The following is an 18,243-nucleotide window of genomic DNA, read 5'->3' as shown; positions in this document are numbered from 1 at the left end:
CCACGCCTTGCATCCAGGCCTGTAAGCCGACGCAGAGCACACATGAGGCTTGTTCGCACCTTCCCAGGAAAACCCAACTCATAACAAAAAGTCTCCCGGAATGAACATGGCAAGAGTTCGCTCTTGTCAGGGGGAGCTATTACCTAAGGGATAACAAGATGAAACCAAAAATACTGAATATGGCCACATATTCGGCAGGGTTGGCTGCGCTCCTTTGTCTGCTGGGACAAGGGGTTCAGGCGGCAGACAGCTGCCTGAATTGTCACAGTGATCAAGCCAAATTACAGGCGCTGATAAAGCAACATCAGTTGGAAAAAGAGTCGCTCTCCGTCGAGCAACAATCTCTGCAACTTTTGGTAAGCCAAACAGATATGGGCAGTCATGCCGAACTCGGCTGTCGCGACTGCCACAGCAAGGCCGACAAACCAGAGGGCAGAGCCTGGCACCCAGGCGTTCTGGCCGATCCCAGTGCCGATGGCGGCAGTGTCTGTGGTGACTGCCATGGTGAGGAGATGATTACCAACTTCCGCCACTCACTGCACTTCACTGTCAATGGCGTTGCCAAGGGCTTGATGGAAAGGTTGCAGCAGACCCCAGAGCGGGCCCAGTTGTTTGAACAGATGCACAACGGCGAAGAAGGCTGTGCCAGTTGCCACGCAACTTGCGGCCAGTGCCATGTCAGTGCTCCCGACTTCGCCGGTGGCGGCCTTTTGAACAAGCACGCCTTTATCGGTACACCGGATCCGGTCAAGACCTGTGAAACCTGTCACTATGAAAATGCCGAGCAGCACAAAGAGCAAGATGTGCACGTCACCAAGCACAATATGAGCTGTATCGACTGTCACAGTGCACAACAGGAATTCCACGGTCGGGACATCAAGCAGATCCCCGAAGGCAGACTCTACAGCGAAGGCCCGAACAGTAACAAGACCGGCCCCTATGAGCAGACTCAGAAACGCGACATTATCGTGGTGAAATGTGAAGACTGCCACCAGGATAAAGTCGCCGATCACACCGAACTTCTAAGCGGTAAGGCCTCTCCCATAGATCACAATGCCAAGCTGAAATGTACCGCCTGCCACACCCAGCCCTACAGCAACTGCTTCGGTTGCCACCAGGACGACACCTTGTCTCTGGGCAACTGGCAGAGTCTCAAGACTGCCGAGACTCCGGAGCAGAACATCAAGCTGGGTCTCAGCATAGCCAATGATAAAAACAGCAAATTGATTCCGCTGAGCCATTCGGCCGGGATCAGTATCGATGCCGGGGTCAAGGTGGATCTCAAAGATCCGGCCACCAAATCCTATTGGGTGCCCTTTTCTACTCACTTTACCGCCAAGAACCCTCTGGCGACCAAGCAGGCACGCGAAAGTGGGCGCATGTGTGAAAACTGCCACAACACTGATGAGGATATCTTCCTCAAAGAAAGTGACGTTCATCTAGGAGAAACAGATCCCGTCTCAGAAAGCCAATGGATAGTCCCTAAAGAACGTTTACCCAAACACTGAGCCCAGGAGCCGAATATGAAACATAAGATGATAATCAGTTTACTGCTGTGCGGTCTTGGCAGTATGCAATACGCGCAGGCCCAGGAAAGCGCCTTTCAGACCTCAGGAGTGATCATGGGGCTGAGCAACTATCTGTGGCGCGGCCTGACCATCAGCGACGACAAACCCTCACTGCAGGCCGATATCATGTTGGAACATGAAACCGGTTTCTATGCCGGAGTCGCCTTTGAAACCTATAGGTATCAAGGCGATGAGGGCATAGAGAAAGATTATGAAATCGACTACTACGCGGGTTACTACCTGACGGTCAACGACGAGTTGGGCTTTGGCTTCAATGCCATGCGTTACACCTATGGTGACAATCACTCCAATCTCGAATACACACTGTCCATGGACTACAACAGCTTAAACTTGGCGCTCAACTATGATCAGGACTTTGAAACCTGGTACAGCGAGGCCAACTATGCGCTGCCGCTGGCACAATATGGCGAACTGGTGATCCATGGCGGCTATTACTTCGATGCCGAAACCATGGGCTTTGAAGATAAGGGGGAGCTTAAAAACAGCGCCTACGATCTGGCACTGCGCTACAGCTATCCCCTGTTGTCACAGTTGGATCTGCTGCTGGAAGCCAGTTATCAGGAGTTTGAGCACGACCACTATATGATAGGACTCGCGTTCAACTTCTAATCAAGCTAGTTAACGACTAATTCCTCACCATAATAATAATTAGCAACTCCCAAACTCTTGCCCCGCCCCTGCAGCGGGGCTTTTTTTAGGTTCATCCTAGCCTTCCGGGTAATGCACCGGCTTGATCAGACACATGGCGAGCATTTTCTCGGCGCAATAGGCGGCGCGCAGATAGTCCCGCGCTTTAGCTCCCTTGAGGTTGTGACTCAGCGTCATCAGCCCGAGACGCTCGGCCCTTTGCGCCAATGTTGGCCTTGGTGCCGGCAGGCCATCGGCCAGCTCATCCAGCACCCCATGCAGGGTTTGTTGCATCAGGCCCAGGCGCGGCTGCGGCGCCTGGGGGGCTGAAGGCTCGGCCAGCGCCTGCGCGAGTAGTTGCTGATCGCCGGATTGGGGCAAGGTATCGAAAAAGAGGCTGAACCAGTTATCCAGCAGCAGGGACACAGGTCGCAGGTATAAGTGGCTGGCAGTGCGCTCGATGCGCGCCACTATCAGCTCGGGTACCCGCTCACCCAGCAACTCCAGATTGGTCACGGCTCTTTGACTCAACTTGTTGTAAGGCAGCGAGAAACTCAGCAGCGCCTGCTCCCTGTCCCAATAGTGCAGTTCCATACACTGACTGGCCTGATTGAAACCACTCAGGTAGAGACCGCTTGGCCGGAAACACAGGTACTCCTGTTGCCAGTCTATCTCGCCGGCAACAGAGAGACTCACGGGCTCCAGCGGCTGGGTCGCGGGGTAGACCCGGGTATCCTGCAAACGCCGCAGGCGCCCCCAGGCATTGAGTTCGGCCTGAGCCAGGGTTTGGGTCTTACCCTGCCAACCCAGGGCCGACGGCGCACCTGCCAGCATGGGCAGACCGCGAAATACGCTGGCATAATCCAGCCGCTGCTCGGCTTTGGGGCGGCTCTCGGCCAGGGTGATAAAGCGCCCCTGCTCATCCTGCAATACCTGAGTCAAACCATGGGCGCCCCCTTCGCTTTGCCAGGGAAAAGCGCCCAGCCCCAGCACCTGCTCCGGCGCTTGTTGATAGGGTCTTTGCGTCTGAGCCTGGCTGCCTTCCAGGGCCGCCAAGGAGCGGGCCAGACAGCTGAGCAGCAATTTTCGGTCCCTGACGCCTTGGCCCGAGACATATTTTTCCAGCGTGCCATGCAGCTGTTTCAAAGCGGTCAGTGGCAGATTTTGCCTGTCCATGGGCACCAGCAGGAGTTCCAGCTCTACCAGGGACGAGGGCCGCAACCTATCTATGCCGAGCTCAGTCATCTGCTCCAGCAACTTAAGGCAACGGCGCTTTAACTGATCGCGGCTCTGCTGCCCCAGATACTGCAACTGCGCCTGCTCATCGAGCAGCCATTGCGGCCATTCAAAGGCGATGGCCTGTTCTTGGCAATAGAGCCAGACGGCGAGCAGCGCATAACGCTGCGCCTCTTCGGTGCAGATAATATCCTGCAGCCCCTGTACGCACCGAAAATACAGCTGCTGCCCCTCCAGTTCGACGCAGACTGTGCTTTGCGAAAGCTTAATATCCGCCGCCCAGCGGCGCTGACTCTGCTGATACAGGCGGCGAACCTGAGTCTTGCCGGCATCATTCAAAAGCTCGGCCAGATGGAGTTCCACCCGGGGCGGCTCTTCGGCGCGAGTCTCAGTGGATGCAGGCTGCTCCAGCAGATAAAGCGCCGCAGCCACTATGTGTTTACACAGGCCGGAGGCGCCGCAATCGCAGCGACTGGCGAGCGGGTTATCCCAATCCAGCTGCCCCTTTTGCCCTTCAAACTCAAAGCCATAATCCTGCATCTGCGGCTGGCTTTGCTCCAACGCCTTGCGGGCCCGGCGCACCAAACCTGCACTGCCGAGGCTGGTGAGTATGGTTTCATTCATCGGCGTAGCCCCATAGTCAGCGCCAGCCATTCGGCAAAGTTATCCGGGCTGAGTGAGCCTATCTCCATCCCCAGGCGCTGCAGGTTGTCGGTACTAAAAGTGCTGTAGAAAGGCTCGGCATCGTGATTCATGGCGGTCATCCCCAACATCTTGATGCCACTGTCTATCATCCCTTGAGCCTGGGCCAGTAAGGTCTGCATCGAACCGCCCTCTTCAAAGTCGGACACGGTTGCCACCACAGAGCGCCCCGGCTCAGAACAGAGTTGCTGACAATAGCGCCAGGCCTGGGAGATCAGGGTGCCGCCGCCCAACTGGCAATTGAGCAACACAGACACGGGGTCCTGGGCCTGCTCACTCAAGTCCACCACCTGGGTGTCGAACACCACCAGCGACAACTTCACCGATGGCAAGCGGGTCAGGATCCCGGCGATCACTGCCGAGTAGATCAGTGAAGTCGCCATGGAGCCGGACTGATCTATGCAGAGCACTATGTGCCAGGGCAGTTGGTGCTGCTGGCGGGCATGGAAATAGACCCGCTCGAAACAGACCTTCTCGCCATCAAAATGCTTGAGGTTGCGGCGAATACTGGTCTGCCAATCCAGATTGGCCAGCCGTTTCACCGGACTGTGGGCCTGGCGGTTGAGCCTGCCACTCAAGTTGTTGATATAGGTCGGCCGCAGGCGACGCAGCAACTCCTCGACCACTCCCTGAATAATTCGCTCTACCTGTTGCCGAATGGCCGGCTTGTGATGGGCATTGAGTTTCAGCAACTGCTTCAGCACCCCCATACTGGGAGTGATCTTTTCCAGCACCTGCGGCTGCTGCAACACCTGATGCAACCCAAAGCGCTCGACCGCATCGGACTGCAGCCTGTCGTTGACCGAACGGGGAAACAGGGTCTCCGCCGCCTCCAGCCAGTTGGTCACTGCCAACTCGCTTTCCCCCAAGCCAGCGCTTACCTTGAAGCCACGCTGCAGCTGGCCCTCCTGATAGAGCTGCTGCAACACCTCATCCTGTTGCTGTTGCCGGGAGCTGAGACGGGTATCAAGCGCGTTGGCATAGCGCCCCAACACCAGACGCCAGCGTTGCTTCAGTTGCTCATCCATTGACTCAATCCTTGTTGCTCCAGGTCACTGCGCAGCTGCCGCTCCAGCGCCAGCCCCTGTTGAAAGTCCTGCTCAGATATCCCGTATTGCAACCAATTCAGGCCATTATCCCACTGATTCAGCTGCAGCAAACGGCGGCAGAGCTCATCCACCTCTCTGGCATCCAGCGCGCAGAACAAGCCCCTCATGGCCGGTAGCTTGTCGATAAACTGCGCCTCACTCAGCTCACTGAGCCAGTGATTCAGCATGGGCAACAGGCCATGGTCTTGCCGCAACCAGTGCGGCACCACCTTGAGCAGCGCCTCAATCACAGGAAAGGGATCGTTTTGCAGCTGCAATTGTTGCAGCAGTGGCGCCGGGTCCAACTTGTCCAGCTCGATAGCCAAGGCCTGCAGGACAAAATAGAGCACGGGTCGATGGGCGTTATGGCTTGTCAACCAGCGCAGTCTGTCACGCCAGGGAGACTCGAGCTCGTCCTGATGCAAGACAGCTACGCTCTGCAGATCCAATAGTAACTTCAGCGCCTCTTCATCGCTCAGGCGGTTGATTGCCGGTAAATGAAAGCCGACCTGATGCCACAGGGCTTTTTGGTAAGCCAGCAGCTCAATATCGGCAAACAGTGGATGATGTGCTGCCGCCAGCAAGGTCATAAAGCTATTGGCCAGTTGCTGAATGTCGCTGCATTGGCTTATCTGCTGCGCAATGGCATGGGCGCTCAGCTCTTCCGGCATCCCCAGATGCAGTGCCAACACCAGTTTTTCCACCAGTTGCTGCAAATCCTCCTGGGGCAACTCACTGAGCCGCCGTTTCACCACCAGCTCGAGACGTAGCCCCAGGCTGGATTTTTCGGCCAGTGCCACTTCCACCGCCGGAGTCCAATGATAGTTCCAATGTTCGTGGCGATGGTTGAACTTCAATTGCCGGATGACCGGCATGCCATTTTGTGGCCTGGCAAAACCGCTGCCCACAAACAGCAGCCGACACAGGAGGCGACGGCGCTCAATATGCTTGTCCGTCATGGCGTAGAGATCGAAGTGACAGCGTCCCGGTTTTTCCGTCTGCAATCTGGCCTTACGACATAGCGCCAACACCTCTTCCACCAGCGGTAAACTGGGTTGGTCGGCCGGTAACTGCCCCAGGGCATCGCCGCTGAGTACCTTTTGCCAGGGTTCGAGTGTCGATGCCGACAGCTGCTGTTTAATCAGGCAGCTGCCTAAAGAATCCAGCAGATCATAGCTGCCGGGGCGCGCCAAGCCACGCAAACTACAGAGGGCCTGCAGATGTTCAAAGCAGTTTTTCTTATAGATCAGCGGCAGTTGCGGCATCTGCTCCAAGAGGTAGAGCAACCAATCATCGGCGTTCAATTGCCGCTGCTGAAACTGCCAGCGACAAAAGGCCGGATAAGGCATACCGGCGCCGTAGCCTTTGCGGGCATCCAGCAAGGCGTCACTGAAACGGATCACAAAGCTGTCTTGCGTGTCATCGACGACGATCGCCTCGGCCTCATCGGCAAAGTTAATCAACGCCGGGGTATGAAAACCACCTGTGAGCACGGCCACTCGCTCATAGCGGCGGCGGGCCGCCTTGATATGGGCCCGCATCTGGGTTTCACGGGCCAGATCGCCCATCTCTTCCAGGCTGTCTGTGCCAAAGCAGGCACGACTGGCGGCGCAGAACAGCAATACCTGGGTAAAGAAGCTCTCGGCCGAGGCGAAATTTTGTTGTTCAAACAAACGCTGCCACAGTTCACCGGCATCCCGGCAGCCCAGTTGCTGCTGTAGGCGGCGACTGTAATCCGAGCTTAAAAAGCGGCTATCACTCCAGCGGTTGCTTGCACCGCCCTCCTGCGCCTTTTCATCCAGATCGATGAAGATCACCTCAACGCCCTGCGCCGTCGCCCAGCGCAGCGCCTGCCACTCCGGGCTGTTCTCGGCCAGAGGGTAGTAGCTGCCACTCTGATAGATGGCAATAGGCGGCACCACAGTATCGCGCTGCAGCAGCGACAGATGGCGGATAAAACTGCCGGGGGCTTCTATTAACACAGCCTGGGGCTGCCGGCGCTGCAACTGCTCCAGCGCCATGGCGGCGCAGGCGGGGCTGTGATGCCGCAGCGGCAACCAGCACACCCCGGGATCGGCCGCGGCGGCCTTGAGCAGTTCGCCAAACTCCTCTCTAAGGAGCATCACCTCATCCACAGCGCTTTTCCTGCCTGGAAGAAGGCTTGCCAGCCCTGGCGTTCACGGGCGACCACATCCATGTAATGAGCCAGCTTCTTCACATCGTCGGCCTTGTCCTTGATTAGCGTGCCGTGCATCTGCTGCACCAACTGGGCGGCACTCATGGGCTCTTGCCAATAGAGGCTGTGCAGGGCACAGCCATGCACTATGTTAACCGCCTCGGCCGTGGACAGAGTGGCATCCATCGCCTGTGGGCCGACTGTGCTGCGAAGGTCGTGAAATACCCGCACCAGCAAGTCCACCAGCGCTTCATCCAACTGCACCTGTTGGCCGCTGTCCGCCAGACGTTGGCTCACCTGAGCCAAAATCAGCTGGCGCTCCAGCAGAGGATCGCTGAGCACAGGCACTGTCTCGAAGTTGAAACGGCGCTTGAGCGCGCTGGACATCTCGTTGACCCCACGGTCCAGCAGGTTGGCGGTGGCTATCAGGTTGAAGCCGGGCTTGGCCTGAATCGAGACGCCCAGCTCGGGGATACTGAGGCTTTTTTCCGACATCAGCGAGATCAGCACATCCTGCACCTCCTGCGGGCAGCGGGTGATCTCTTCGATACGCACCAGCTTGCCCTGCTCCATCGCCTGATAGACGGGGCTTTTCAGTAAAGCCTCCAGACTGGGGCCACCGGACAGCAACAGGGCAAAGTTCCAGCTGTACTTGAGCTGCTCTTCCGTAGTGCCAGCTGTGCCCTGAATGAGATACTCACTGCTGCCGCTGATGGCGGCGCTCAATAGCTCAGAAAGCATTGACTTGGCGGTACCGGGTTCACCGACCAACATCAGGCCGTTGTTGCCCATCAGGCTGACAATGGCCCGCTCCACCAGGGCATCTTCCCCGTAGTATTTGCGGCTGATATCAAGCGCCGCATCGCCGCAGATAAAACGTCGCACCGCTCCGGCCGACATGACCCAACCCGGCGGAATAACCCCCTTGTCGGCCGCTATCAAGCGTTGCAATTCATCCTGATAACGCTGCTCGGCATGAGCCCGAATGACTTGTTCCATCCTGTTTGCTTCTCCTTATTGGCTGCCACCAGTAAGGAAGCAGCCTAATCCATCCGTTATCGACCTTTACCAGGGCAGTTTCGATTCCCAGTCCAATTCTGCCACGCACTTGTCGCCGACTTCACGATAGTCAACGGCGATGGCATTGAGCAGGTTGACCGGCACCTCGGCCAACGGCAGTTTACGGTAGCGGGCATAGCGGCCGCGGGGGTTAGTCCGCTCCATGACCCTGATGTCATAGATGGCGGCGGCCTCGTTTTCTTCCGGCACGCAGTTACCGCTGAAGCCGAACTCCACTCTCAGTCCCAGGGTATCGAAACGCTTGAAGTAGTGATCAAAGAAACCGCCATCTTCCGCTTCGCCGCGCTGATAACCTTTCTTGGTCAACAGGCCTCGCAGGGTATAGCAGTCGGTCATCCGGCCGCGCAGGTCATTGAGAGCCTCCTGACCTTCAGTTAGCGTCACTTCGGCACTTCGCAGTTGTTCGAACAGCGGCTTGACCTTGTAATCCTTGAGATGTGAACGCCAGGCATCCAGCGCTGCCGCCGGTAACAGGTTACCGCTCACCAGGCGTATGCTCGCCGCAGCGGGCAGTTGCAGCTCTTCATCATCAATATCGATAAAGGCGCCGTCTTCCGTGGGTCTGAAGGTTTGCCATTGACCATCAATCTCCACCTGCCAGAGGGTGCGCTGCAACAGGCGATACATGACCGGATGCTGATGCAGGTATTGCTGCCAGTCCGCGGCGAGCCAATGCCGCTCTGTGACCATGGCCTCATACAATCTGGCACTTTGCTGTTCGACCACCTGCTTGAGTTCTTTCTTGCAGTTGCTGAACCATTTTTTCACTTCGGCAATATCGCCTTCGTTGTCCGTCTGCCGAGGTTGCGGCAGGCTCTTGAGCAGCTTGCCCTCTTCGTTGAGCAATCTCAGCTTGAGGTCGTCCCCGAGTGCCAGCGCCAAAGTACGGCTGCCGAATTCAAACGGGCTGGGCTGGGTCAGATGTTCGAGCCCGGCCGTCTGCACAGTGCGATCCGCCAGCTCATCCTGAGTCCAGCCGTTACGGGCCGCAATTTGACTGACTTGCGCCCGTGCCAGCTCCTGCACCGAGTTGGTACGATAACGCCGCGAAATACTCAGCAGAAACTGAATCGCCACAGGATCGTCCGAGTTGGCCAAGGCCTGCAACATGGCCTCTATCTGTGCCCGCCGCTCATAGCGCTTCTTCATAAAGGGTTGGATCATGCCCAGCAGGGTTTGCGCATCGCCGCCAGCGATCAGGGCCAACATCCCCTTGTCTTTGATGGCCGAGCCCAAGAGCTCATTCTTTTTCTCGGCAAAACAGGTTTGAAACGCATCCTCAAGGGTCTTGTGTTGATACTCTTTACCCCAGTCATACCGGGCCCATTGCTGGAAAATTTGCAACTGTTGATGTTGGTGAGCGTTGGCGTATGCCAGCGCCTCATCATCCGAAGGACCACTGGTATCCTGGGCGATAAATGCCGACAGAATAAAATGCCCCAGACGCTGACGGCTTTCGCTATCCAGCAGCGACAGATAGTGACTCAGCAATGGGTTGCCCTGAGGCTGCTTGAGCTTCACCGCCAAGACTACCCACCAGAACACAAGTTCGGGCTCGACCGCGTTGCCATCTTCAAAACGGCATGCGGGCAGCGATTCACGCGGGAACCAATCCATCGACTTGGGTGGCGCCTTTTTAAGGCCGGCCTTGGCTTCGGCCAGCAGCGCTTCCTTGCCGAGAAACTGGCTGATATCGGCGCCGGTTTGCAACAAGGCTTCCAGCAGCACCACCCGGGTTGGCATATCTTTCTCTTTATTCAGCGCCTGACTCAATGCCTCCTGCGCCGAAGCCGCCTTGAGGCGACCCAGCCAAGTGGCGGCCAGTACCCGGTTATCCTTGCTGCCGGAGGCCAGTTCGGGAGTGATAAGGCTGATATCGGCGCCGTGGCGTTCGGCGCAGTACTGAGCCGCCGCCTGTATGGCTTTGCGACCATGGAAGGCATGTTCATGAACCTTTCTTTGCCAGTGCTGCGGCAGCTTGGGAAATTCGGCCAGAATCGCCAAGGTCTGTATCAATACCTGATTGGCATCGTGTCGATAGGTGCCATTGAGCACCCGGCCATTGAGGCCATGCTCTATATAGTCGGGGTTTTCGGCAAAGAAGGGCCAGATCAGCAGTTGTTCACAGGCGGCAGGCAACCAGTCATCTTCGCGGCCTTCGTAACCAAACAGGGCTTCAACCAAGGCCGCGGCGGGTTGATTCTCTTGGTTGCACAGGCTCAAGAGTTGCCGTAAATCCGTCATTCCCTGCAGACTTTTCAGAATATGTTCCTGCCCCAGCATACGTTCCCAGGAATGGCAGGAGAGCTCATGACGTTCCATCCGCAAAATAAGCCGCAAACAGGCTTTGGGGTGCTCGTCGAGATCGGCGTGGCTGATCAGAGAATAAAACCCTGACAGAGATGATTGCCGGCCATTTTCGAGATCCATCAGCGCCGCTTGCAGCTTGGCACTACTGATCTGCTGCCACTGCTGCAGACTTTTCCGGTAGTCGGCCAAATAACTTTTTCGGTAGCTGGGGGCATCTGGGTGCTCCGCCGCAGCGATATCTTCTTCGAACTCTTTGATCTCTTTAGCCAACTGCTTTTCACACAGACCGAGCCATTCTTCAGGCACTTTGACCTTATTATCAATGGCCGCAACGGCCGGAATATCCCAGCTGAACTGCTCACTCTGTTGCTGCCGGGTAGTGTTATCCAGCATTTTCGCCAGTGCCGTTTTCACCGTGGCGGATTTCTCTTCACTGTGCCAGCGCTGCAGCAAGGGGGTCGCTTCAGGATAGCGGCCGGCCACAACCAGCCAGTGACCACGGGTAGCCGCCTTGGCACCCGGAAATTCCCGCTCCAGAAACGTCAGCAGCTCTTGTTGCGAGCTCTTTTTCAGCAGTTTCAGGGCCTCTTCACGGACAGTCGCCGAACCATCGGCGGCCAACGCCATGACCAGCGGCAGCTGCGCCTGTGACAGGGTCTGACAGGCTTTATTGAGCAAAGCACAAAAGGTTTCGCGGCCGCTGAAGTGCAACTGTTTCAACAGCTGCAGATATTCAGGATCTTCACTGAGCTTGAGCCAGTCGGTTCTCTTCCTCAGCGCGGTGCGGAATGTATCGTGATAATAAGAGTCGGAACCTTCTAGAATAAAGGCTTCCAGCTCATGGGACGGGTGCTCATATTGCGCGACCAGCGAAGCAAGATAGTCACGACTGGGCAGATCTTTGCCCGCCAAACGGCAACCGTAATACTCTTCCGCCAACTCTTTAAACAGCATCAGCACGCCATTGAGCCAGCCGCTCGAGCTGTTTTGCACGCCGTAGGTGCTTATATCTGGGTTGCAGGCATGACACACCAAGCCGAGACGGCGCATAACGGCCGCTTCATTACAGGCACCGGTTGCCACAAACCGGTTAATGGCATCACGGGCCTGAACCAAGCGTTCATCATTTTGTCCGTAACCATAGGAAACACCCGGCCGCGCCAGTGTTTCTCTGGCACTGAGCTGCTGGAGCTGCGACAGGCACGCCACAGGTTCACCGGTCAAAATATACTGACTGACGGCTTGTGCCAAACCGGTTTGCTGCTCATCGATAATCCGGCAAGCGTCTAACAGTAACTTGTCTGTATTGGGGCGAGTGAAGGCTTCAAGCTTGTTTTTTAATACGTCCAGCATCTCTCATATTCCTTGAGTCATTAGCAAATATGTCTTCCTTCCCCCAATAGCAGACATTCAGTAAACACCGGCTTAAGCCGGCGGCCGAGCCTCCTTTTCGGACGAGGAAGGGCAATTCTAACGGAAACGCAAAAACAATATCGTTTACAAAACACCCATTTACAGTTCAATGCCGCCAAGTGTGATCCAGCCTCCCCGGGATGACGCCATATTACCCATAGAGTGCGGTTGATTGGCCTTGAAACCGCCAGCGGCTTAGGCCACGCCAACAACAAAATCAGCGATATCCGGCAAGGAGTCATGGTCAATGTCTCAAATCTTGTTTGAAAAACATGCTGGCTGGAGATTGCAAACAAAAGTTACTAATGGTAACTTTGCACTTGTTACTATAAGTAACTTAGTCAACCAAGCGTTAGTGGCTGTCGTTTCATGGATATCTGTTTCAAGGGTATCCGTTTCGAGGCCGTCCGTTTCGAGGACAGGCAAAGCAGCCGACCGGCACAGCTTGGTATTTTTGCCGTTGCGCTTAAGCCGTAAACGGCCAATAACAGCAACAGGAGTTTTAGTGTGGAAAGGTTAACCAAGTGCACTCTGGACAATGCCGATGAACTGGCCAAACCCATATTGCAGGAGATCAAGGCTCGCTACGGAGTGATCCCCAACTTCTATTCAGCCCTGGGCATAGATGGCGCGGTCATGAAGGGCTATCTGGAGTTTGAGGCCAATCTGGAAGAGCACAGTTTGCTGAGCCTGGCCCAGCGGGAGATGATCTCCCTGGCGGTTGCCAACTATAACGGCTGCGAATACTGTGTCAGCGGCCATAGCTTTTCCGGAAAACGTGCCGGACTCAGCCCCGACGCCTGCATCAAGGCGCAGCAAGGCAAGGCCGATAACAGCGAAGATCAACTGCTGCTGGATGTTGCCCTGGCACTGCTGCAACACAGAGGCAAACTGCCGGACTCATTGCTAACGGCCTGTTTGGATGCCGGGTTCAGTGAGGCCAAGGTGATGCAAGTCTGCGCCTGGAGTGGTCTGAATAACTTCAGCAACTGGGTTAACAACACAGTGCAGCCAAAAATCGACTTTCCAAAGGTTCCACTGCAACCCTATACTGAGTAACAAAAGAGAAGCGACAATGCTATGCATTGCCGCTTTTTCAATTTAAATTCAATCAGCTATCTGTGGGGGATACGTGAAGAAGAGAATGCTCAAAGATCAGCGCCGGGAACAGTTGCTCGAAGTTGCCTGTGAGATTGTCCGCGAAGCCGGTACCGATGCGCTGACCTTGAACACCCTGGCTCAAAGAGCCGGAGTAACCAAGCCTTTGACCTATCGTCACTTCGCCACCCGACAAGGATTGTTGGCACAGATGTACCGCCACTACGACAGTCAATTTGTCGAGGCGGTGAAACAAGCCGAAGCGGAGCAAAAAACCTCGCTGGCAGAGCTTTGCACTTTGGTCTGCTGCGCCTATCTGGACTGCGCCGTACGCTGCGGCCCCGAGTATGAGGCGATAGTTGCGGCGCTGCGCGGCTATCCTGAGTATCAGAACATCACTACAGATATTCGCGACTTCTTCACCGATTTCTACAGCGAACTCTTTGCCGATTACATCCAGTTGCCGGCGCCACAAAGTAAACTGCTGTACTGGGCCATCCATGGTGCCATCAATGAAGTCGCCAATGCCGTGGCCTGCGGCCATGCCACACCACAAGAAACAATAACCAGGCTAAGCCAATTACTGCAACGCATGCTCGGCGCCGACGATTGCTGATTCAGGCAAACCTGCATTCAAGCGTTATCTCTGCCCCCTGAGTGCGCCGGCTCAACCAACATCTGAGCCGCTGCTGCGCCAAGGGCGATGCACTGTCCAACCCTGGCTCCAGGTAGACCACCGCAGTCAACACGTTTTGCTTCTCATCCAAACGCCACAGGTGCATCGACTCGACTCTGACCACTTCAGGTCTGGCGGCCAACTGCTCCTGCAACAGTTCCGGGGCCAAGTCAGCCGGAGCCTGCTGCATCAGAATACGCCCGGACTCCGCCAATAGCAGTGCGCCATGGTGGATCACGTAAACAGAGATCAATACAGTGACCAAGAGATCGACCCAATACCATTGGTAAAGGATAATCAGCCCGCTGGCTACCAACACAGCCACTGATGCCATGGCATCCGATACATTATAAACAAAGGCTGCGCGGATATTCATCTTGTCCTTGGCCCCGACACCATAAGTCAACATAGCAGTGCCAATATAGATAATCAAAGCCAGGGCAGCCAGCCAAAACATCAGCAAACCGTCCACAGCCTGCTGACTCCATTGCGGGTTCCAGAAACGCTGCAGAGCCTCATAGACAAGGTACACACCTACCAACGATAAGATTGCCGCATTGATAAAGGTGCCCAGCACTTCGGCGCGTTTATAGCCGTAGCTCATCCCTGGGTGACTGGTTTTCCGACTTAATTTACGGGCAATTAAAGCTATCAAGATTGCTATGGCATCACCGAAGTTATGCAGAGCATCGGCAATCAATGACAAACTACCAGCCCAAATACCACCAAACAACTGCGCCAGAGTGAGTAACATATTGATGATCACCGCCAATCCCAGACGACCGCCATGATCCGGGTTATCTTGGTGGAAGTGCCCCGTATTCTCCAACGCCAGTGCCTGCCATTCTTGAGAAGATTTTTGCATAGCATGTTTCCCTATAAAAGGGGGCATCCCTGCCCAGGCCTACCGCAAAGCGGCAGGCCTTAGACGCAGGCCAGGTAGGCAGTCCGGCCATAACCCAAAGCGGCTCTCATCTTCCACTTTAGGGCGTCACGCTCCAATCTGTACAATGCTTCTCTATCGGAGTAAATCAGCTGTTATTCCAAGGTTTCCAGCTCCTTGTCGCTCTTGAGGTACAGGGCTCGATACAGGGTTGGCAATACCAAGAGAGTCAATGCGGTTGAGCTCAGCAGGCCGCCTATCACCACCACGGCCAGCGGCTTTTGGATCTCACTGCCGGCACCGGTTGACATCAAAATGGGGATCAGCCCCAGCGCCGAAGTCAGTGCCGTCATCAACACAGGGCGCAGTCGGCCGACCGTGCCTTCAAACACCGCCTGTTCCAACGACTCGCCGCTGTTGCGCCTCTGGTTGATTGAATCCACCAGCACCACCCCATTGAGCACCGCCACCCCAAACAGAGTGATAAAGCCGATGGAGCTGGGCACAGATAGATAGGTACCGCTGAGCCAGAGCGCCAACACGCCGCCAATCAACGCCAGTGGCACATTGGCCATGATCAGCGCCACCTGCTTGATGGAGCCAAAGGAGAAGTAAAGCAGCAAGGCGATCAGTGCCACAGAGATGGGCACCACCATACTCAGCCTTTGTTGGGCCCGCTGCTGGTTCTCATATTGGCCGCCCACCATCACGGTATAGCCCGGCGGCAGTTGGGCTTCGGGCACCAGGTTGTAGATATCCTGCACCACGGAACCCATATCCCGGCCGGAGACGTTGGCCTGCACCACGACTCGACGCTGCACATCGTCACGGCGGATATTGGGCGGCGCCATCTCTATGCTGACATCGGCCACTTCGCCCAAACGCACCTGCGCCCCATTGGCAGCTACCAGACGCAGATCGGCTATCGCATCCGGGCTCTGGCGGAAACGGCTGGCCAGACGCAGGTTGATATCGTAACGGGCGTTGCCGTCGATCACCTGACCGGCACTGCTGCCGCCTATGCCTGTGCTCACCAGCGACATCACCTCATCGACACTGATGCCGTAACGTCCCAGCATCGCGTTGTTGGGCCGCACCACCAATTGCGCCTCGCCGGTGATCTGCTCAAGAGACACATCCACGGCGCCGGGCACCTGGGCCACCAATTTCGACAGTTGCTCACCTTTTTCCGCCAGCACATCGAGATCCGGGCCAAACAGCTTGATGGCCAACTGCGCCTTAACCCCGGACAGGAGTTCATCGACCCGGGTCGCGATCGGCTGGGAAAAGGTCAGCAACAATCCGGGGAAGACACTGAGTTTCTGCTCCATCAAGCGTTGCAGTTCGGCGCGGTTTTCGGCCGAAGTCCACTCATCCAAAGGTTTGAGACCGATATAGATTTCAATATTACTCACCGGCTCAGGGTCACCGCCCAGCTCAGGTGCCCCTATGCGTGACAGGGCATACTCCACCTCAGGGAACTCCAGCAGCAGGGCCTCAAGTTTGGGCGCCACATCCAGAGAGGTCTCCAGGCTCGCGGTGGGTGCCAGAGTGACCCGCAAGTTGATGGTGCCCTCTTCCAGTTCAGGTACAAATTCCGTACCCAACCTTGGCAACAGCGACAGGCTCATGCCCAGCATGACTACCGCCACCAGCCCCACCTTGCCAGGCGAGGTCAACACCTTTTGCAGCAGCGGGCGGTAGACCCGCTCAAGCGGTGCCAATACTGGGCTTTGCCGGAAAGTCACCCCCTTGCGGAACAGATAAACGGCCAGTGCCGGCACCACCAGCAATGCCACCAGCAGCGCCGAGATCATCGCAAGAATGATACTCACCGCCATCGGCTGAAACAGCTTGCCTTCGACCCCTTGCAGGGCAAACAGTGGCGCAAACACCACTATGATGATCGCCGTGGCAAAGAACACCGGGCTGCACACCTCTTTGGCGGCCTGCCATACCCGCATGGCAATCGAGCCTCTGTATTGGTCTTCTTCGCCATGATAAGGGTCTTCCTCGCCATCGCTGCGCTGCCGCGCCTGGTCTTGGTGGCGCCTATCCGGTTCACTCAGATGTTTGAAGATGTTCTCCACCATCACCACAGAACCATCCACCAGCATACCTATGGCGATCGCCAAACCACCGAGCGACATCAGGTTGGCCGACATTCCCAGATAGCTCATCACCAGCAATGCCAACAAAATGGAGACTGGAATTGACAGCAATACCAGCAAGGTGGCCCGTACGTTGACCAGGAACAGTGCCAGGATCACCACGATAAACACAAAGGCCAATAACAGGGCATCACGCACTGTGGTCACCGCCTTGGTTACCAAGTCAGCCTGATCGTAGAACACCTCGAAGGTCACCCCCTCTGGCAGCGCCTGGCTGATCAACTGTTCGCGCTCGGCGATATCATCGATAGTCGCCTTGGTGTTGGCGCCCATTCTTTTGAGCACCACCCCGGCAACCACTTCGCCCAAAGCCTTGGCTTCACCATTGTCGTCCCGACGGGTCATGGTGACGGCGCCGACCCGGATTTCACTGCCAAAGCCCACTTCCGCCAAGTCAGCAACTGTGACCGGCGTGCCCTGGTATTCGCTCACCGGAATGCGGCCTATGGCGTCCAGCCCGGCCTGACCCGCAGGCAACAAACCATAACCACGCACCACGAGTTGCTCCTGACCGTTGGGCATAAACCAGCCGCCGGCATTGCGGTTGTTGGCATTCAGCGCCTGCTCCAGCTGTGACATAGACAAACCGTAAGCCAGCAGCCTATTGGGATCGACCCTGACCTGATACTGACGCACTTCGCCACCGAAAGAGAGCACATCGGTCACGCCACCAACCGGCATCAGCAACAGCTTCACCAGATAATCGTTGAGACTACGCAGCTCATCGGCGCCGATATTACTGTCCGGTTCGGCTCGCAGAATGTACTGATAAATCTGCCCAAGACCCGAGGTGTTGGGGCCGATTTCCGGCACCCCGACTCCATCCGGGATCATCTCCTTGGCGGTGGCCAGCTGTTCAAACACCTGCTGACGAGCAAAGTAGATATCTGTGCCTTCCTCAAACACCACAGTCACTATGGAAAGTCCGGTGCGGGAGAGTGAACGAACTTCTGTCACCGCAGGCAGTGAGTACATGCTGGACTCCACCGGATAAGAGATGAGTTTTTCCACCTCTTCGGCCGCCAGTCCCTCGGCTTCGGTATTGACAGTGACTTGCACATTGGTCACATCGGGAAAGGCATCCAGATTAAGCTTTGGCAGGGCAAACACCCCCACCACCAAAACAACAATCAAGGCCAGCAACACCAGAAAGCGGTTGCGGATAGCCCAATCTATTAACGATTGCAGCATAGT

The 18,243-nt window shown here is 56.2% G+C and carries 11 protein-coding genes; 4 read left to right on the top strand and 7 right to left on the bottom strand.

All coding sequences use genetic code 11. The features are described 5' to 3' along the window. Positions 1 to 158: 158 nt before the first annotated feature. A complete protein-coding gene (locus ACMHXH_RS13705) occupies positions 159 to 1,508 on the top strand; it encodes a hypothetical protein (protein WP_039034811.1) in 1,350 nt (449 codons plus the stop codon). Positions 1,509 to 1,523: 15 nt separating this feature from the next. Next, a complete protein-coding gene (locus ACMHXH_RS13700; protein ID WP_039034812.1) occupies positions 1,524 to 2,198 on the top strand; it encodes a TorF family putative porin in 675 nt (224 codons plus the stop codon). A gap of 96 nt (positions 2,199 to 2,294) precedes the next feature. On the opposite strand, the gene ACMHXH_RS13695 is transcribed toward ACMHXH_RS13700, so the two are convergent. The 5 genes from ACMHXH_RS13695 to ACMHXH_RS13675 form a co-directional block, all read right to left on the bottom strand. Next, positions 2,295 to 4,076, bottom strand: a complete 1,782-nt coding sequence (locus ACMHXH_RS13695) for an SWIM zinc finger family protein (RefSeq protein ID WP_335912380.1) — start codon at positions 4,074 to 4,076, stop codon at positions 2,295 to 2,297. Then, complete coding sequence (locus ACMHXH_RS13690; RefSeq protein WP_335912379.1) at positions 4,073 to 5,182, bottom strand: VWA domain-containing protein; 1,110 nt, start codon at positions 5,180 to 5,182, stop codon at positions 4,073 to 4,075. Before ACMHXH_RS13690 ends, ACMHXH_RS13695 begins: the two co-directional genes overlap by 4 nt. Further along, a complete protein-coding gene (locus tag ACMHXH_RS13685) occupies positions 5,167 to 7,377 on the bottom strand; it encodes a DUF5682 family protein (RefSeq protein WP_335912378.1) in 2,211 nt (736 codons plus the stop codon). The genes ACMHXH_RS13690 and ACMHXH_RS13685 overlap by 16 nt, the downstream gene beginning before the upstream one ends. Further along, complete coding sequence (locus tag ACMHXH_RS13680) at positions 7,365 to 8,417, bottom strand: AAA family ATPase (protein WP_144360888.1); 1,053 nt, start codon at positions 8,415 to 8,417, stop codon at positions 7,365 to 7,367. Before ACMHXH_RS13680 ends, ACMHXH_RS13685 begins: the two co-directional genes overlap by 13 nt. A 66-nt stretch (positions 8,418 to 8,483) precedes the next feature. Then, positions 8,484 to 12,161, bottom strand: a complete 3,678-nt coding sequence (locus ACMHXH_RS13675; protein WP_335912377.1) for a DUF4132 domain-containing protein — start codon at positions 12,159 to 12,161, stop codon at positions 8,484 to 8,486. Positions 12,162 to 12,728: 567 nt separating this feature from the next. Between ACMHXH_RS13675 and ACMHXH_RS13670 the strand changes: the two genes are divergently transcribed. Beyond that, positions 12,729 to 13,280 carry a carboxymuconolactone decarboxylase family protein gene (locus tag ACMHXH_RS13670; protein ID WP_052248157.1) on the top strand — a complete coding sequence of 184 codons (552 nt, stop codon included), beginning with the start codon at positions 12,729 to 12,731 and terminating at the stop codon, positions 13,278 to 13,280. 73 nt (positions 13,281 to 13,353) lie between these two features. Continuing rightward, a complete protein-coding gene (locus ACMHXH_RS13665; protein ID WP_143078327.1) occupies positions 13,354 to 13,935 on the top strand; it encodes a TetR/AcrR family transcriptional regulator in 582 nt (193 codons plus the stop codon). 1 nt (position 13,936) lies between these two features. Here ACMHXH_RS13665 and ACMHXH_RS13660 read toward each other — a convergent pair whose 3' ends face one another. Beyond that, positions 13,937 to 14,860 (bottom strand): cation diffusion facilitator family transporter, encoded by a 924-nt coding sequence (locus tag ACMHXH_RS13660; protein ID WP_082014308.1) that lies wholly within the window; start codon positions 14,858 to 14,860, stop codon positions 13,937 to 13,939. A gap of 173 nt (positions 14,861 to 15,033) precedes the next feature. Continuing rightward, positions 15,034 to 18,240: an efflux RND transporter permease subunit gene (locus ACMHXH_RS13655; protein WP_071475513.1), complete on the bottom strand. Its 3,207-nt coding sequence runs from the start codon at positions 18,238 to 18,240 to the stop codon at positions 15,034 to 15,036. Positions 18,241 to 18,243: the final 3 nt, after the last annotated feature.

The organism is Shewanella sp. BJSY2023SW001 (assembly GCF_047314685.1).
In the GTDB taxonomy this organism is placed as follows: domain Bacteria; phylum Pseudomonadota; class Gammaproteobacteria; order Enterobacterales; family Shewanellaceae; genus Shewanella; species Shewanella indica.
Note: the sequence above shows the minus strand (reverse complement) of the source record. Positions and strands in the feature narration are given on the sequence as shown.